The organism is Methylotenera mobilis JLW8, assembly GCF_000023705.1.
Taxonomy (GTDB): Bacteria; Pseudomonadota; Gammaproteobacteria; order Burkholderiales; family Methylophilaceae; genus Methylotenera; species Methylotenera mobilis.
In genome coordinates, this window is the sequence record NC_012968.1 from 2,037,585 (window position 1) to 2,052,977 (window position 15,393).

Annotated in this window: 17 protein-coding genes; 14 read left to right on the plus strand and 3 right to left on the minus strand. The window is 47.2% G+C overall.

What is annotated here, in order from left to right; genetic code table 11:
• Positions 1–35 precede the first annotated feature (35 nt).
• The 6 genes from miaB (at position 36) to MMOL_RS09475 (ending at position 4,745) form a co-directional block, all read left to right on the plus strand.
• Positions 36–1,364 carry a tRNA (N6-isopentenyl adenosine(37)-C2)-methylthiotransferase MiaB gene (gene miaB / locus MMOL_RS09450; protein WP_015832803.1) on the plus strand — a complete coding sequence of 443 codons (1,329 nt, stop codon included), beginning with the start codon at positions 36–38 and terminating at the stop codon, positions 1,362–1,364.
• Positions 1,365–1,366: 2 nt separating this feature from the next.
• The gene (locus MMOL_RS09455) at positions 1,367–2,314 is read left to right on the plus strand and encodes a PhoH family protein (RefSeq protein ID WP_015832804.1); all 948 of its coding nucleotides are present in this window, start codon (positions 1,367–1,369) and stop codon (positions 2,312–2,314) included.
• A 115-nt stretch (positions 2,315–2,429) separates the two neighbouring features.
• The gene (locus MMOL_RS09460; protein WP_015832805.1) at positions 2,430–2,849 is read left to right on the plus strand and encodes a phosphate-starvation-inducible protein PsiE; all 420 of its coding nucleotides are present in this window, start codon (positions 2,430–2,432) and stop codon (positions 2,847–2,849) included.
• A gap of 8 nt (positions 2,850–2,857) precedes the next feature.
• On the plus strand, positions 2,858–3,295 hold the full coding sequence (gene ybeY / locus MMOL_RS09465; protein ID WP_015832806.1) for an rRNA maturation RNase YbeY: 438 nt from the start codon (positions 2,858–2,860) through the stop codon (positions 3,293–3,295).
• Between the two features lie 11 nt (positions 3,296–3,306).
• Positions 3,307–4,197, plus strand: coding sequence for an HlyC/CorC family transporter (locus tag MMOL_RS09470; RefSeq protein ID WP_015832807.1), 891 nt, complete (start codon positions 3,307–3,309; stop codon positions 4,195–4,197).
• 161 nt (positions 4,198–4,358) lie between these two features.
• Positions 4,359–4,745: a hypothetical protein gene (locus MMOL_RS09475; RefSeq protein ID WP_015832808.1), complete on the plus strand. Its 387-nt coding sequence runs from the start codon at positions 4,359–4,361 to the stop codon at positions 4,743–4,745.
• Positions 4,746–4,810: 65 nt separating this feature from the next.
• Here the strand turns inward: MMOL_RS09475 and mscL are convergent, their stop codons facing one another.
• Positions 4,811–5,233, minus strand: coding sequence for a large conductance mechanosensitive channel protein MscL (mscL, locus tag MMOL_RS09480; RefSeq protein WP_015832809.1), 423 nt, complete (start codon positions 5,231–5,233; stop codon positions 4,811–4,813).
• Positions 5,234–5,426: 193 nt separating this feature from the next.
• Between mscL and lnt the strand changes: the two genes are divergently transcribed.
• The 6 genes from lnt to MMOL_RS09510 all read left to right on the plus strand — a co-directional run bounded on the left by lnt (position 5,427) and on the right by MMOL_RS09510 (position 12,268).
• Positions 5,427–6,932: an apolipoprotein N-acyltransferase gene (lnt, locus tag MMOL_RS09485; protein WP_015832810.1), complete on the plus strand. Its 1,506-nt coding sequence runs from the start codon at positions 5,427–5,429 to the stop codon at positions 6,930–6,932.
• A 64-nt stretch (positions 6,933–6,996) separates the two neighbouring features.
• Positions 6,997–7,953 (plus strand): glycine--tRNA ligase subunit alpha, encoded by a 957-nt coding sequence (gene glyQ / locus MMOL_RS09490; protein ID WP_015832811.1) that lies wholly within the window; start codon positions 6,997–6,999, stop codon positions 7,951–7,953.
• Between the two features lie 3 nt (positions 7,954–7,956).
• On the plus strand, positions 7,957–10,068 hold the full coding sequence (gene glyS, locus MMOL_RS09495) for a glycine--tRNA ligase subunit beta (RefSeq protein WP_015832812.1): 2,112 nt from the start codon (positions 7,957–7,959) through the stop codon (positions 10,066–10,068).
• A gap of 170 nt (positions 10,069–10,238) precedes the next feature.
• Positions 10,239–10,781, plus strand: coding sequence for a D-glycero-beta-D-manno-heptose 1,7-bisphosphate 7-phosphatase (gene gmhB, locus MMOL_RS09500; RefSeq protein ID WP_015832813.1), 543 nt, complete (start codon positions 10,239–10,241; stop codon positions 10,779–10,781).
• 75 nt (positions 10,782–10,856) lie between these two features.
• Entirely contained in the window at positions 10,857–11,561 is a 705-nt protein-coding gene (locus MMOL_RS09505; protein ID WP_015832814.1) for a lysophospholipid acyltransferase family protein, read from the plus strand.
• Positions 11,561–12,268 (plus strand): M48 family metallopeptidase, encoded by a 708-nt coding sequence (locus MMOL_RS09510; protein ID WP_015832815.1) that lies wholly within the window; start codon positions 11,561–11,563, stop codon positions 12,266–12,268. The genes MMOL_RS09505 and MMOL_RS09510 overlap by 1 nt, the downstream gene beginning before the upstream one ends.
• Positions 12,269–12,313: 45 nt before the next feature.
• Here the strand turns inward: MMOL_RS09510 and MMOL_RS09515 are convergent, their stop codons facing one another.
• The gene (locus tag MMOL_RS09515) at positions 12,314–12,922 is read right to left on the minus strand and encodes an SCO family protein (protein ID WP_015832816.1); all 609 of its coding nucleotides are present in this window, start codon (positions 12,920–12,922) and stop codon (positions 12,314–12,316) included.
• A 149-nt stretch (positions 12,923–13,071) separates the two neighbouring features.
• Here MMOL_RS09515 and MMOL_RS09520 point away from each other — a divergent pair, with 149 nt between their 5' ends.
• Both MMOL_RS09520 and MMOL_RS09525 read left to right on the plus strand, forming a co-directional pair.
• Entirely contained in the window at positions 13,072–14,016 is a 945-nt protein-coding gene (locus MMOL_RS09520) for a branched-chain amino acid transaminase (protein WP_015832817.1), read from the plus strand.
• A gap of 82 nt (positions 14,017–14,098) precedes the next feature.
• A complete protein-coding gene (locus MMOL_RS09525; protein ID WP_015832818.1) occupies positions 14,099–14,290 on the plus strand; it encodes a zinc-finger domain-containing protein in 192 nt (63 codons plus the stop codon).
• A gap of 187 nt (positions 14,291–14,477) precedes the next feature.
• On the opposite strand, the gene murI is transcribed toward MMOL_RS09525, so the two are convergent.
• Positions 14,478–15,290: a glutamate racemase gene (gene murI, locus MMOL_RS09530; RefSeq protein WP_015832819.1), complete on the minus strand. Its 813-nt coding sequence runs from the start codon at positions 15,288–15,290 to the stop codon at positions 14,478–14,480.
• Between the last annotated feature and the right edge of the window lie 103 nt (positions 15,291–15,393).

The following is a 15,393-nucleotide window of genomic DNA, read 5'->3' on the forward strand; positions in this document are numbered from 1 at the left end:
GTTAAAATCCTATTTTGCGTTTTGGCTATAACACCTTGAATACACCTAAAAAAGTTTTTATTAAGACCTTTGGCTGCCAGATGAACGAATACGATTCATCACGGATGGCTGATATGCTGTCTGCATCTGACGGCATGGTAGAAACACAGAGCCCGGATGATGCGGATGTGATTCTGCTCAACACCTGCTCTGTGCGCGAAAAGGCAGAGGATAAAGTATTTAGCCATTTAGGACGCTTTATCCCGCTCAAAGAGAAAAATCCTAACCTAGTGATAGGCGTAGGTGGCTGTGTGGCATCACAAGAAGGCGACAACATCATCAAGCGCGCACCTTATGTGGATGTCGTGTTTGGGCCGCAAACCTTGCACCGCCTGCCGGAAATGATTAAAAGTAAACAAGACAGCGGAACCTCACAAGTGGATGTGAGCTTTCCAGAAATTGAAAAATTTGACCATTTACCGCCACCTCGCGTCGAAGGCGTGAGTGCGTTTCTAAGCATCATGGAAGGTTGCAGTAAGTATTGCAGCTTTTGTGTAGTACCCTACACACGCGGCGAAGAGGTCTCTCGCCCGTTTGCCGACATCCTTACCGAAGCGGTGCAACTGGCTGAGCAAGGCGTGAAAGAAATTACACTGCTAGGCCAAAACGTAAATGCCTACCGTACCGAGTATGATGGCGTGGAGTCTGATTTAGCCATGCTGATTGAAACGATTGCGGAGATTCCACAAATTGAGCGCATCCGCTTTACGACTAGCCACCCCAATGAAATGAACGAACGCCTAATTAGCTGCTTTGCCACTGTGCCCAAGCTGGCTGCACAATTGCACTTACCGGTGCAGGCCGGTAGTGACCGCATTTTGATGGCAATGAAACGCAATTACACCGCATTGCAATTCAAATCGATTATTCGTAAACTCAAAGCAGCAAACCCTAACTTAACATTTACTTCAGACTTTATTGTTGGCTTTCCGGGTGAAAGCGATGCGGATTTTGAAGCCACGGTAAAACTGATGCAAGACGTAGGCTTTGATGCCAGCTTCAGCTTTTTGTATAGCCCACGCCCCGGCACACCGGCTGCATTTTTAAAAGACGACACCTCACAAGAAGTTAAACTGGCGCGTTTGGATAAGCTACAAACGATTAACGAAGCACAAGCCAAAGCGATATCTGAAGCCATGCTTGGTACCACGCAGCGCGTATTGATTGAAGGCGCATCATGGAAGGACGCTAGTTTGCTGGCAGGTAAAACTGACAATAACCGCGTAGTTGATATCGCAGGTGACGCAAGCTTGGTGCATCAGTTTGTGAATGTGAAAATTACCGACGTTTCTAACCCAAGACGCTTAATTGGCGAGATCGTATAACCATGGAAATTACCTTAGCCCCAGAAGACAATGTTCGCCTCGCCCACCTATGCGGGCCGCTAGACGAGAACATCAAGCAAATTGAAACCGCACTTGAGGTAAACATTAACCGCCGTGGTAGTACGTTTAACATCAGCGGCAAGCTAGACAACACACGCCTAGCTGCACAACTGATAGAGAACTTTTACAGCCGCGCGAAAAAACCTATCGAGCTGGAAGACGTGCAATTAGGCTTGGTCGAAATAGACAAGCTCAAACCGGAAGATGTGGTTTCTACCGCCATGCCGGTGCTGATGACGCGCCGCGGTGATTTACATGGCCGCACCCCGCGCCAAGTAGCCTATTTGCAGCAGATACAGGATCATGACATTACCTTTGGCATCGGCCCAGCTGGCACCGGTAAAACTTACCTAGCCGTAGCCTGTGCCGTAGATGCCATGACACGTGACCGCGTTAAGCGCATCGTGCTGGTGCGCCCGGCGGTCGAGGCCGGTGAGCGTCTAGGTTTTTTACCTGGCGACTTAAACCAGAAAGTGGACCCTTACCTACGCCCCTTGTACGACGCACTGTATGACTTGGCAGGTTACGACACTGTGAACAAAATGTTCGAGCGCGGTGCGATTGAGGTGGCACCGCTGGCCTACATGCGCGGACGCACCCTGAACCAAAGCTTTATCATCTTGGATGAGGCGCAAAATACCACACCGGAACAGATGAAAATGTTCTTAACCCGTATTGGCTTTGGCACCAAAGCGGTGATTACTGGTGACGTAACGCAAATCGATTTACAGCGCCATCAAAAAAGTGGTTTGGTCGAAGCGCAAAAAGTATTAAAAGATATTAAAGGCATCGCCATGACTCACTTTTTATCTGGTGATGTGGTACGCCACCCGCTAGTACAAAAAATCGTCAATGCTTATGAAGAGTACGAATTACAGCAAAAAAATTAACCGCCACCAGGCTGGTGCCTTGATATACCGCACCAGCTTAGCGCGAGGTATAATCAAAACAACCAAGTATAATCAAAACAATTTGGCATACTCCAAGCATATTTTGAGATAAAAAATGACACCGAATAAATACAGCAAGATTCTGCAAAAAGGTTTAAGTATTGTTGAACAGGTAGTGCTGATCGTGATTGGTATCGCCACCATTTTTGGCGTACTGCAAGCAATTTTAAACATTTGGGATGAACGCACCGTACACGTTGGCGACCTCTTGCTACTGTTCTTATACCTAGAAGTGATGTCAATGCTGAGCCACTATCTCACCGCGGGTAAGCTACCTGTCAGGTATCCGCTATATATCGGCATTATCGCCCTGGCGCGATTCCTGGTGCTAGATATCAAAGAGCTGGATGCCATGACCATGTTTGCACTTTCCGGCTCCATCCTATTGATTGCACTAGCTATTTTGGTGGTGCGCTATGGTCACGTGAAGTTTCCGTACACCGATGGTACAGACTTGCAATCTAAAACCGATTAAGACGACCTATGCCTAAATTAGCCGCCACCATTCAATACGCCAGCGATGCTGACAATATCCCCAGTGCCAGCCTGTTTCGCAAATGGGCCAAGGCTGCGCTGCGGGTAGATACTGAAGTCACCATCCGCATAGTGGATGCCGCAGAAGGTCAGTCACTCAATAACACCTATCGCGGCAAAGATTATGCAACTAATGTGCTGACCTTCCCTCTTACAGAAGAGCCCTACCTGATGGGCGATATCATCATTTGCGCACCGGTAGTGGCTGCCGAAGCGGAAGCGCAGCACAAAAGCCTGGAAGCGCATTATGCGCATTTAACCGTGCATGGCATCTTGCATTTGCACGGTTACGACCATGAAATCGAGGCACAGGCAGAGCTGATGGAAGGCTTAGAAACTGCAATTGTCACAAAATTAGGGTATGCTTCGCCTTATCTCATTACATAGGACGCCAACTAATGGCAACCGAGTCGGAAAAACCAAGTAACTATAAATCAAGCATCCATAAATTAAGTAACAAGCCTAGCTTGTTAGAACGTTTAAGTAATTTCTTATTGCGGGAGCCAGAAGACCGCGAACAGCTGGTCGAACTGCTGCACGCTGCATATGAAAACAGCTTAATGGATGCAGACTCACTCGCCATGATCGAAGGCGTGCTGCAAGTCAGTGAAATGCAAGTGCGCGACATCATGATTCCGCGCTCACAAATAGATGTCATCGACATCACTGACCCACCTGAAGTATTTATTCCTAATGTGATTGAAACCGCGCACTCGCGCTTTCCTGTGATTGAAGGCAACAAAAACGATGTGATCGGCATTTTGCTGGCCAAAGACTTATTGCGCTACTACGCAGGTGAAGACTTTGAAGTGCGCGACATGCTGCGCCCTGCCGTGTTCATTCCGGAAGCCAAACGCCTCAACGTATTGTTACAAGAGTTCCGCAGCAACCGCAACCATATTGCCATTGTGGTGGATGAATATGGTGGCGTGGCCGGCCTAGTCACGATTGAAGACGTATTGGAGCAAATTGTAGGCGATATCGAAGATGAGTACGACTACGACGAAGATGAAGACAACATCATTCAGAACGCAGAAGGTCAATTCCGGGTAAAAGCACTCACAGAGATTGCAGACTTTAATGACATCATCGGCACTAGCCTTAGTGACGAAGAGTTCTCCACCATAGGTGGCTTAATTGTGAACAAGTTTGGCCATTTACCCAAACGCAATGAAGAAGTCAGTTTCAGCGGCATCCACGTCAAAGTGCTACGTGCAGACAGTCGCCGCCTGCACAGCATTTTAGTCTCAGTGACACCTGAGCCTGATGTAGACGACGACGGCGAGTAACACTACCCAGCCTTAAAACTCCGCTTTAGATTAGATAGATAAAGAACCAAGCTAGAGAATCAAGTAGGGAACTAAATCTCGAGATTCACTTCATAGCTCTATGCTGTGGTGAATTTCGATACTTTATTCCTAACAGGAATCCAATTTAACGGGAGTTCTTTATGAAGCGCATATTATTTGTTTGGCTATTTATTACGCAGGCGTTATTAGTACAAACTGCAGCGGCAGATGAAGCCCCTAGTACTGCGGCTGCCATCCCAACCGTAGAACAGGACTTTGTAAAAGCCATCAATCAGTTTAGTAAAGCCCAAATTCTTGCGCAATTTGGCGAACCAGCAAAATCTGACGATGTGAAGGTAAAAGGCAGCGGTAAAGTAGTGGCTTCCATTTGGCTGTACCATTTTATTAACACCGCCGCTGATGGGTCTTACTACGAAACCACCGAACTGGATTTTATTGATGATAAAGTGGTGATGGTTGCTTTCTTAAAAAATGATGGCAGTGAGGGCCCCGAGGCCAGCCAGCAATATGAAGTGCCTATTAGGTAACATTCCCAAATAAAAAAAGCGCCGTTAAGGCGCTTTTTTATCTTGAACTACAATATTAAATAACTCTATTTTTTCAACGCGTCACGGATCTCACGTAACAGTAGGATATCTTCCGCTGTTGGTGCAGGCGCTGGTGCTGGCTCAGCCTTTTTCAGGCGGTTCATTTGCTTCACCAGCATGAAAATCACAAACGCCAAGATAACAAAATTAATCACAATGGTTAAAAAATTACCATAGGCCAGCATGGGTACACCCGCTTGCTTCAGTGCAGCATAAGTACCTGCATTACCTTCCGGAATGGCCGCTAAGGCAATAAACATATTGCTAAAGTCTACATTACCCACAATTTTACCAATCAGCGGCATAATAATATCGCCCACTAAAGAATCGACAATTTTCCCAAATGCAGCGCCAATGATGACACCTACTGCTAAATCCATGACATTGCCTTTTAAAGCAAATTGTTTAAATTCGGACGCGATACTCATGCATTTCTCCAGTCATAAAGTTGTACAGACAGGCACAACGTCTGTAGCGGGTATAGTTAACTTCGAATATTTTCTTACTTGGTAATTAAATATATGACTTATATAGCCACCATGTCAACATAACCAGTCCTCGCAGCATAATTTAGACGTTAATTTTTGTTATCTAAGGCACTAACAAGCTACAATTCGTAGCATGCTATTTTCTAAATCCAACCCTGCAATCAAAACCATCATACTCTTCGCACTAGGTGCTTTTGGTGTGCTTGGCTTTGCGCCTTACTACTTTTATCCGGCCAGCATACTCTCGCTGATTGGCGTTATCTATTTCATTACCCTAAGTGACTCAGCAAAATCTGCCGCCATTAGTGGCTTCACTTATGGTCTAGGCTTATTTAGTGTAGGTATTTATTGGATTTATATTAGCCTACATACCTATGGCGGCATGCCTGGCATTATGGCGGCTTTCTCCACCTTGGTGCTAGCCGCATTTTTGGCATTATTTCCGGCTGCGGTCGGTGCTTTAAGCAAAAAACTGGGGCAACAGCCCAGCGCTACCATCATAGCGATTCCAGTATTGTGGGCACTCGCAGACTGGGTAAGAAGCTGGATATTCACCGGATTTCCTTGGCTGACGATTGGCTACAGCCAAGTGCCTATCAGCCCATTGGCCGGCTACATGCCAATTATCGGCGTATATGGTGTTACTTTGATTACCGTATTAATCGCCAGCGTGATTGGCGTGTGGTTAGCGCATAAACCCACACCAGCTTGGCGGCGTGGCGCGCTCAGCGCCATGCTAGTAATCGCCGCAACCGGCTATGGGTTAAAACAGATAGCGTGGACCACGCCCATAGGCAAACCGATTAGCGTGAGCCTTTTGCAAGGCAATATTGAACAAAACCTGAAATGGGCACCCGAGCTTGCTGAACGCACTATGCTGCAATATCTGGCCATGACTGAACAAAGCAGCGCTAAATTAATTGTACTGCCAGAAACTGCGTTGCCAGTCATTGCTAGCGAGGTTCCTGATGAATTAAAAACAAGAATACTTGCACACGCCCATAAAAACCAAGGCGACATCCTGGTGGGCATGATTGAGCGAGAAAATGGCGAATATTTTAATAGCGTACTCAGTTATGGTAGCGCGCAAACGCTGACCTATCGTAAATCTCACCTAGTACCATTTGGTGAGTTTATTCCATTAAAAGTGGCATTTGGCTGGATATACCGCGACTGGCTCAATATGCCGTTGAGCGACTTATCGCGCGGCGCCCAATATCAGCAGCCGATGACCGTGGCTGGCGCAAAAGTGGCTGTGAACATTTGCTATGAAGATGTATTCGGCGAAGAAATCATACGCCAGTTACCAATGGCTTCGTTACTGGTCAATGTAAGTAACGATGCATGGTACGGTGAATCATATGCGGCAGACCAGCATTTACAGTTTTCTCAAGCACGCGCACTGGAAACCGGACGCATGATGCTACGCGCCACCAATACTGGCGCCACCGCGATTATTGACCATAAAGGCTATCTAGCGGCACACGCACCGCATTTTGTACAAACATCACTGGATGGCTATGCCCAGGGCTACACCGGCACAACCCCTTATGTATATTGGGGAAACTGGCTATTTCTGAGCCTATGCTTAGGCTTATTACTCTACTTATGGCGACGTAACAGAATGTCATCAAGATAAAACCTATTGCAAGATTACAAAACCAAGTAAAATTGCACTTTTCGCCAATTTTAACAAACACATCATGGCTTTAACATTTCAAGAGATTATTCTCACCCTACAAAAATACTGGAGCGACAAAGGCTGTGCGCTTCTGCAATCTTATGACATGGAAGTCGGCGCTGGCACCTCGCACACTGCGACCTTTTTACGCTCATTAGGCCCAGAGCCATGGAAAGCTGCTTACGTGCAGCCAAGCCGCCGCCCAAAAGATGGTCGTTATGGCGAAAACCCAAACCGTTTACAGCACTATTACCAATTCCAGGTAGTATTAAAACCCGCACCCGCCGATATTTTGGAGCTGTACCTAGGCTCACTGGAAGCGCTAGGTTTTGACCTCAAACAAAACGACATCCGCTTTGTAGAGGATGACTGGGAAAACCCAACACTAGGCGCATGGGGCTTAGGCTGGGAAGTCTGGCTCAACGGTATGGAAGTTACACAGTTTACTTACTTCCAACAGGTAGGCGGCATAGACTGCAAACCGATTACCGGTGAAATCACCTACGGCCTAGAGCGCTTGGCCATGTACCTGCAAGGCGTAGAGAATGTGTACGACCTGACTTGGACAGTCGATGCCAATGGCAAAGCCTTAAGCTATGGCGACGTGTACCTGCAAAACGAACAAGAGCAAAGTGCCTACAACTTTGAGCACTCTGACGCTGACTTCTTGTTTACCGCTTTCAATGCGCATGAAAAACAAGCCAAGCATTTGATGGATAACCAATTGGCGCTACCAGCTTACGAGCAAGTGCTGAAAGCCGCGCATACCTTTAACTTACTTGATGCTCGTGGTGCAATTTCTGTTACCGAGCGCGCGGGCTACATTGGCCGCATTCGCAACTTAGCTCGCTCTGTTGCCGCCAGCTACTTGGATAGCCGCGCTAGACTTGGCTTCCCGATGGCGCCAAAAGACTGGGCCGATGAAGTGCTAACCAAGCTTGATAAAGAAAAACAAGAAAAAGATAAGAAGGTTGCTTAAATCATGTCACAACAAAACTTACTTGTAGAATTATTTGTAGAAGAATTGCCGCCAAAAGCACTGAAAAAACTAGGCGATGCATTCAGCAGCACATTATTTGAAACCTTAAAGCTGCAAGGCTTATCTGCTGACAATTCAGTGGTGACTTCTTTTGCCACACCACGCCGCTTAGCGGCACACATTACCGCCATTGCAGCGCAAGCGAAAGATAAACAAATCTCGCAAAAGCTGATGCCAGTGAGCGTAGGCTTGGATGCCAACGGCAACGCCACCCCTGCCCTGATTAAGCGCTTAAATGGCATGGGCTTGGATGAAAGCGCAGTTTCACAGCTAACCAAACAAATGGATGGCAAAAACGAAGCATTGTTTTTAGAAGTAACGCAAAAAGGTGCCGTGTTAAAGGATGGTTTACAAAAAGCCATTGAAGAAGCCATTCAAAAACTGCCTATTCCTAAAGTGATGACTTACCAGCTAGCTGATGGCTGGAGCAGTGTTAACTTTGTGCGCCCAGCGCATGGCTTGATCGCCCTGCATGGTAGCGATATTGTTGCGACCAGCGCGCTAGGCTTAAGCGCAGGCAATCAAACACAAGGCCACCGCTTTGAGGCGAAAAGTGCGACTGTGGTGATTAAAAACGCTGACAGCTATGCGGAGCAACTAGAAACAGAAGGCGCGGTAATTGCCAGCTTTGCAGAACGCCGTGCTGAGATCGTGCGCCAGCTTACTGCCGCAGCCGCAAAAGAAGGCTTAAAACCGATTGACGACGACGCCTTACTGGACGAAGTAACCGCCTTGGTGGAGCGTCCAAATGTAGTATTAGGTCAATTTGAAGCTGAGTTTTTGGAAGTGCCGCAAGAGTGCTTGATTCTGACCATGAAGGCGAATCAAAAGTACTTCCCATTGCTAGACAGCAACAACAAACTGACCAATAAGTTTTTAATCGTGTCTAACATTTGCCCAGCCGACCCATCGGCGGTCATTGGTGGTAACGAACGTGTGGTACGCCCACGCTTAGCCGATGCTAAATTTTTCTTCGACCAAGACCGCAAGAAAACGCTGGAATCACGCACTAGCAGCCTAGAAAAAGTGGTTTACCACAACAAGCTAGGCTCACAAGGCCAGCGTAGCCAACGTGTAGTGGCTATTGCCAACGCCATTGGTAAACAATTGGGCGGTGCTGAATTAGCAGCAAAAGCGGCCCTCGCTGCGCAACTATCAAAAACTGACCTGATTACCGATATGGTAGGCGAGTTCCCAGAGCTGCAAGGCATCATGGGCCGTTACTATGCACAGCACGAAGGCTTGGATAACGACGTTGCATTTGCGATTGAAGATCACTACAAGCCACGCTTTGCGGGCGACGACTTGCCGCGCAACCAAGTGGGCATTACCGTAGCATTGGCAGATAAGCTGGAAACGCTAGTGGGCTTATTCAGCATAGGCGAGAAACCTACCGGTGATAAAGACCCGTTTGCCTTACGCAGACAAGCACTGGGCATTATCCGCATGCTGATTGAAAGCAAACTGCCATTGGCGTTTGAACAGCTGATACATGATGTACTGGCAGCATTCGAGCACGATGCAGCTAATACTGCGGCTACCGTGCAGGCGATCAAAGAGTTCTGCTTTGATCGCTTGAGCGTTAACTTGCGTGAAAATGGCGCGACTGCACAAGAAGTAGATGCAGTGCTGTCACTTGACCCAGCGCTACTGAGTGAAGTCCCGCAGCGTCTGGCTGCTGTACGCACGTTCGCTGAGCTTGCTGAGGCCCCTGCTTTAGCCGCGGCTAACAAACGCGTCAGCAATATCCTGAAAAAAGTAGAAGACGAAATTCAAGCACAAGTGAATGTAAGCTTACTGCAAGAGGCTGCTGAAGTTGCGCTGAATAATGCACTAATCGCAGTAAAACCAGAAGCAGATAAACAGTTTGAAAACGGGGACTACACCAGCTCGCTGAAGGCGCTAGCTGCATTAAAGGCGCCGGTGGACGACTTCTTCGACAATGTGATGGTCAATGCAGAGGATGCAGCACTGAAGGCAAACCGTCTGGGCTTGCTGGCAACACTGCACCAAACCATGAACCGTGTCGCTGATTTATCAAAACTGGCTGGTTAACTACTATACCTTTCCGATTATCTGCTCTTCCGACCGTCATTCCCACTCAGGTGGGAATACAGTCCGGGAACCCAGTAAAGGTGAAGTACAGGCATGATATTTTACTGTAACAATACTAGATGTTTGAATTACCTAGATTCCCGCCTACGCGGGAATGACGGAGTGTAAATATGAAACTTGTCATCCTTGATCGCGACGGTGTTATTAATCAAGACTCCGCTAACTTCATTAAAAACCCTAATGAATGGATTGCCATTCCCGGCAGCCTTGAGGCCATCGCCCTCTTGAATCAATCAGGATTCCGTGTAGTGGTTGCCACTAATCAATCGGGCGTAAGCCGTGGCTTGTTTGATATGGCTACCCTCAACAGCATTCATGACAAAATGCACCGCGAGCTGGCACTAGTTGGCGGGCGTATTGATGCCGTGTTTTACTGCCCACATTCAGCAGACGACAATTGCAACTGTCGTAAACCAAAAACCGGCATGATTAAAGAGATTGGCAAGCGTTTCTCTGTAGATTTAAATCAGGTATGCGGTGTGGGTGATGCCCTGCGCGATTTACAAGCGTTTGCTAACGCAGGTTGCCAACCTATTTTAGTACGCACCGGCAAAGGTGAAACCACGCTAGGCGCTGGCGAGTTACCGGAAAATACCATCGTGTTTGCTGATTTAAGTGAAGCCGCGCAATACATCATTGCCGAAAACAACTAACTCAGAATACGACTCGAACTTCAGAAACAATCCAGATTTCAGAAAACAACTCATATCTCAGAAAACAATTTGGCCATGCTACTGTTACGCTCTACCTTATTTTTACTCGGGCAGGTGATTACCGCGCCGATTTTCACATTGGTTGCCTTGCTCTCGCTGCCACTGCCTCCAGTGACCCGTAATGTATTAATTTCCGGCTGGGCGCGCAGCATGATTTGGTGGCTGCGCATTACCTGCAACATCCGCCACGAGATTCAAGGCTTAGAGAACATTCCAGCCACACCCAGCATCATTCTGGCAAAGCATCAATCCGCATGGGAAACCTTAGCGTTTCAGGCCATTTTCCCTACGCAAGTTTATGTGCTTAAACGTGAGTTATTGTGGATTCCAATATTTGGCTGGGGTTTGGCTATGTCATCCCCAATTGCGATTGACCGCAGTGCAGGGCGTGAGGCGCTGAAAAAGCTGGTAGCAAAAGGTAAAGCACGCTTAGCTAAAGGCTTATGGGTAGTGATTTTCCCTGAAGGTACACGCAAAGCACCGGGTGAACGTGGCAAATATCACATTGGCGGCGCATGGCTGGCAACCCATACCGAAACACAAGTCGTGCCTGTGGCTCATAACGCAGGCAAGTTTTGGGCTAAAAACTCATTCATCAAAAAACCTGGTGTAATTCAGATTCATATTGGCAAACCAATACCAACCGTGAACGTAAAGACTGATGCATTAAACAGCCAAGTTGAGGATTGGATAGAATCTGAAATGGCAACGCTAAACTAATGAGTCATAGCATCCAACTCCCTTCTGGTGAGCAAATTCAGTACACTTTGGAGCGTAGGCAGCGCCGTACCGTTGGCCTGAAAATTACGCAAGAAGGCTTAGTCATACATGCCCCTCTACGCATCGGGCAAGCCTATCTGGAAAGCCTGATAGTACTAAAAGCGGATTGGATACTGAAAAAGTTAGAAACTCGCAGCGCCAACCAACTACCGCCTATGCAATGGCAAGACGGCGACCAGTTGTTATTACTGGGCAACCCCATCACGTTAGTGACCAAGCAGGATATACGCTCCAGAGCAGTGGAGTACACGCCAGGTTATCTGCAGTTGGCCATGCCTAACCATCATGAGTCAAGTGCAGTAGCCAGGAAAGTGCTGCAATGGTATAAAAAACAGGCGTTGACCGACTTCTCCAGACGCCTAGCTCTATTTGCTACCAAATTGGGCGTACCTACCCCCGAGTTATTTTTATCTAACGCCCGTTCACGCTGGGGCAGCTGTAACTCAAGAAAAGAAATCCGGCTTAATTGGCGCCTATTACAAGCACCGCCGCACATTATCAACTACGTGGTATGCCATGAATTGGCGCATCTAAAAGAAATGAATCATTCGGCAAAATTCTGGGCGACAGTTGCCACTATCTTTCCGGATTACAAGGCGGCGGAAAAAGAACTTAAGGCGTGGTCGCCCAAGCTACACGTCATTTAGCCAAATTGGCTGGTTAACTCTACTTAATGTAAGGTAGCTTTTGAGTTACAGCAGCTTTTGAATGTCAGCTGCAATCATATCCGGCTTAGTGCCATAATCCACGTATAGGCGAATCTTGCCAGTTTTATCAAACACGTACACGCCCGCGCTATGGTCTATGGTGTAACCGCTGCGCCCTTTATTTTCAACTTTTGCCGCAAAAATCTTAAAATCTTTAAGCACAGTAGCCGTTTGCTCCTTAGTCCCATACAGGCCGATAAAACTAGGGTCAAAAGCAGGCACAAACTGCGCCAGTAAGGGTTGCGTATCACGCTCAGGGTCTAAAGTGACAAACAGAACTTGCATCTCATTTGCATGTGCACCTAGCAGCTTCATGCTTTGCTTCATATCATTCAGCGTGGTCGGGCACACATCAGGGCAATGCGTATAGCCAAAAAACAAGGCGACGACTTTACCCTTAAAATCGCTTAACGAGCGTGGCTTACCTGTGTGATCGGTCAGGCTAAGCGTATTACCAAAATCCACCCCGGTAATATCTGTGCTATTAAATTTTTGTGCATTATTTGCCTGGCCACAAGCCACCAGCAATGGCAGCAACAGCCCTAGCAATACCAATCTCATGAATTTATTCACCGAATCACACCTTAGTAGCATCGTTAATAGATAAAGATTCTACCATGCACAATAAATTCAACATGTTGCATGATAAATTTATCTACAAATCAGAGAAATTACTGCAAACCAAGTGCGCACTCGTTTACAATATTACTTTTGCAAAACTTCAAGCATTTTAAGGACTCAGCATGGCTAACCCTGCAGCAACTTCTGGCGGTATGGCAGACCGCGACGGCGTAATTTGGTATGACGGTAAAATGGTGAACTGGCGTGATGCCACCACTCACGTTTTAACACACACATTGCACTACGGCATGGGCGTGTTTGAAGGTGTACGCGCCTACAAAACAGACAAAGGTACTGCAATTTTCCGCTTGAAAGAGCATACCGACAGATTATTCCGCTCTGCGCATATCTTAGGTATGAAAATGCCTTACAGCAAAGAAGAGCTGATCGAAGCGCAAAAAGCAGCAGTGCGCGATAACAACTTGGAATCTGCTTACATGCGCCCAATGGCGTTTTATGGTGCAGAAGCCATGGGTATCTCCGCTAAAACACTATCAACACACGTGATTGTTGCCGCATGGAAATGGGGTGCTTACATGGGTCAAGATGCGTTAGATAATGGTATTCGCGTAAAAACATCATCGTTCTCACGTCATCACGTGAATATCACCATGTGTAAAGCCAAAGCAAACGGCAACTACATGAACAGCATTTTGGCACACCAAGAAGCAGCACAAGATGGCTATCAAGAAGCATTGTTGCTAGACGTAGACGGTTTTGTTGCTGAAGGTTCAGGCGAAAACATTTTTATCGTGCGTAACGGTAAGTTATACACCCCAGACCTGACCAGCGCTTTGGAAGGCATCACACGCGACACTATCGTGCAATTAGCCACTGAATTAGGTATTCCAGTGATTGAAAAACGCATCACCCGCGACGAAGTGTATGGCGCTGACGAAGCGTTCTTCACTGGCACAGCTGCTGAAGTAACCCCAATCCGTGAGTTGGATAACCGTGCGATCGGTACAGGTACCGCCGGCCCAATCACTAAGCAATTGCAAAAATTATACTTTGATGTAGTAACTGGCAAATCTGCAAAACACGCAGACTGGTTAACATTGGTATAAATACTTTGGTGTAAATACTAGCGTATAAACATAAGCATCACCATTCCCGCACGAGTGGGAATGGTGAAATAAGGAAATTTTAATGTCTGATATAAAAGAAATCGAAGTTTCAGCCAAAGACCTACCGTTACATTGCCCTACCCCTGAAGTGGCATTATGGTCATCTCACCCACGCGTCTTTTTAGATGTAGCAAAAACAGGCCATGTTGCCTGTCCTTACTGCGGCACAAAATACAAATTAAAAGCTGGCGAAGTTGTTGGCCACCATCACTAGTTGCTTAAGATAACAGCGTGTGGCGGTCGTTAAGTGTTGACGTAATCGCCATCTGCACCATCGCTGAAGCATCCACGCACTGATGGCTGATTCGCGCTCTACTGGATAGTTATCGAAAACAACGTTGCAGCAAGAAACACATACCCCAAGCTGCCATGGAAACCAAATAGCCAACTACAACATTAAGCTATAGCAGACCAACCTGCGCTGGCTTCTTCCACAAATTCTCCACCACCTGCTTTGCATTCTCTGCGGCACTATTTGTCCAAAACTGTACGCGCCCCCGTTGCTGATTGTTGGTGAGTAAATCAAGCGCAGACAGCCGTTTTTGCAACTGTTTAGCTACCGCAGCGCCAGTATCAATCAGGCTTACTTGCGCCCCCACCACCTGTTCTATCAGTGGTCGCACAAAGGGGTAATGCGTACAGCCTAGCACGATGGTATCCGCACCTTCATCCAGTAATGGCTGGCAATATTTTTGAACCAACTGCAAAGTAGCATCCGCTTGCAACTCTCCGCGCTCCACGCACTCCACCAAACCGACACACGCTTGAGTGACGACTTTGACATTACGACCATAACTTTCGAGCAAGCCTGCAAATTGGGCACTCTTTAAGGTGCCAGTGGTTGCCAGCACGCCAATAATGCCATTTCTAGAGGCAGTTGCCGCCGGCTTTACTGCCGGCTCCATACCAATAATAGGCAGCGTATATTTCTCACGCATCATATCAATGGCGGCAGCTGTCGCTGTATTGCACGCCACTACAATCGCTTTGGCATGATTAGCGATTAGAAAGTCTGTAATCTCTGTGCAACGCGCCTGAATTTCCGCTGGGCTTTTATTGCCGTAAGGCGCATATTTGCTGTCAGCCACGTACAGCAACTGCTCATTAGGCAGTAAAGTATGAATATGCTGCAACACTGAGATTCCGCCTACGCCAGAATCAAAAACAGCGATTGGCCTTTGCTGGAGATCATGCGTGGTGGATTGTGCGGTCATGTTTGATCAGTGTAAGTTACAGTGTTGGCTAAGCAGCTATGGTTAATTGATTCAGTTACAATGCACGCATTATAAACTGTTGAGATGATTACATGCTCAACGT

Coding starts and splice junctions, on each gene's coding strand:
- gmhB (WP_015832813.1), top strand. CDS start 10,239: ATGAAACTTGTCATCCTTGATCGCGACGGTGTTATTAATCAAGACTCC.
- glyQ (WP_015832811.1), top strand. CDS start 6,997: ATGGCTTTAACATTTCAAGAGATTATTCTCACCCTACAAAAATACTGG.
- MMOL_RS09515 (WP_015832816.1), bottom strand. CDS start 12,922: ATGCTACTAAGGTGTGATTCGGTGAATAAATTCATGAGATTGGTATTG.
- lnt (WP_015832810.1), top strand. CDS start 5,427: ATGCTATTTTCTAAATCCAACCCTGCAATCAAAACCATCATACTCTTC.
- MMOL_RS09470 (WP_015832807.1), top strand. CDS start 3,307: ATGGCAACCGAGTCGGAAAAACCAAGTAACTATAAATCAAGCATCCAT.
- ybeY (WP_015832806.1), top strand. CDS start 2,858: ATGCCTAAATTAGCCGCCACCATTCAATACGCCAGCGATGCTGACAAT.
- murI (WP_015832819.1), bottom strand. CDS start 15,290: ATGACCGCACAATCCACCACGCATGATCTCCAGCAAAGGCCAATCGCT.
- glyS (WP_015832812.1), top strand. CDS start 7,957: ATGTCACAACAAAACTTACTTGTAGAATTATTTGTAGAAGAATTGCCG.
- MMOL_RS09510 (WP_015832815.1), top strand. CDS start 11,561: ATGAGTCATAGCATCCAACTCCCTTCTGGTGAGCAAATTCAGTACACT.
- MMOL_RS09455 (WP_015832804.1), top strand. CDS start 1,367: ATGGAAATTACCTTAGCCCCAGAAGACAATGTTCGCCTCGCCCACCTA.
- MMOL_RS09520 (WP_015832817.1), top strand. CDS start 13,072: ATGGCTAACCCTGCAGCAACTTCTGGCGGTATGGCAGACCGCGACGGC.
- MMOL_RS09525 (WP_015832818.1), top strand. CDS start 14,099: ATGTCTGATATAAAAGAAATCGAAGTTTCAGCCAAAGACCTACCGTTA.
- mscL (WP_015832809.1), bottom strand. CDS start 5,233: ATGAGTATCGCGTCCGAATTTAAACAATTTGCTTTAAAAGGCAATGTC.
- MMOL_RS09475 (WP_015832808.1), top strand. CDS start 4,359: ATGAAGCGCATATTATTTGTTTGGCTATTTATTACGCAGGCGTTATTA.
- MMOL_RS09505 (WP_015832814.1), top strand. CDS start 10,857: ATGCTACTGTTACGCTCTACCTTATTTTTACTCGGGCAGGTGATTACC.
- MMOL_RS09460 (WP_015832805.1), top strand. CDS start 2,430: ATGACACCGAATAAATACAGCAAGATTCTGCAAAAAGGTTTAAGTATT.